This is a genomic window from Pseudomonas sp. LJDD11 (assembly GCF_024584215.1).
Taxonomy (GTDB): Bacteria; Pseudomonadota; Gammaproteobacteria; order Pseudomonadales; family Pseudomonadaceae; genus Aquipseudomonas.
Genome location: NZ_JANJFL010000135.1, coordinates 1 through 539, shown reverse-complemented (window position 1 = coordinate 539; position 539 = coordinate 1). Strand labels below are relative to the sequence as shown.

General features: G+C 61.4%; 1 protein-coding gene. It reads left to right on the top strand.

The window, feature by feature from the left end; all coding sequences use genetic code 11:
- Positions 1–539: MFS transporter (locus tag NRB16_RS29175; protein WP_257107606.1), on the top strand; the 539-nt coding region annotated here is incomplete at both ends.

The following is a 539-nucleotide window of genomic DNA, read 5'->3' as shown; positions in this document are numbered from 1 at the left end:
CTCACCAACAAGCCACTGCTGCTGTTCGGCATTTGCTGTGCGCTGTTCCATCTGGCAAATGCTGCGATGTTGCCGCTGGTGAGCCAGAAACTGGCGCAGGTCAATCTGCAGATGGCCACGCCACTGACTTCCGCTTGCATCGTTGCGGCGCAACTGGTCATGATTCCGGCCGCGTTGCTGGTGGGAGCCAAGGCTGACCTGTGGGGGCGCAAGCCGCTGTTGTTGATTGGCTTCCTGATCCTGCCGCTGCGCGGCGCGCTTTATACCCTGTCGGACGACCCTTACTGGCTGGTCGCCGTGCAACTGCTGGACGGTGTTGGTGCGGGCATTTTCGGTGCACTGTTTCCGGTGATCGTCAAAGACCTCACGTATGGCACCGGACACTTCAACATCAGCCTTGGCGCGCTCTCGACGGTCTTCGGCCTTGGCGCGGCGTTGAGCAATAGCCTGGCGGGTTTTGTGGTTCACGAAGCCGGTTACAGCGCGGCGTTCCTGACCCTTGCCGCTGTGGCGGGTGCGGCACTGGTCCTGTTGTGGGT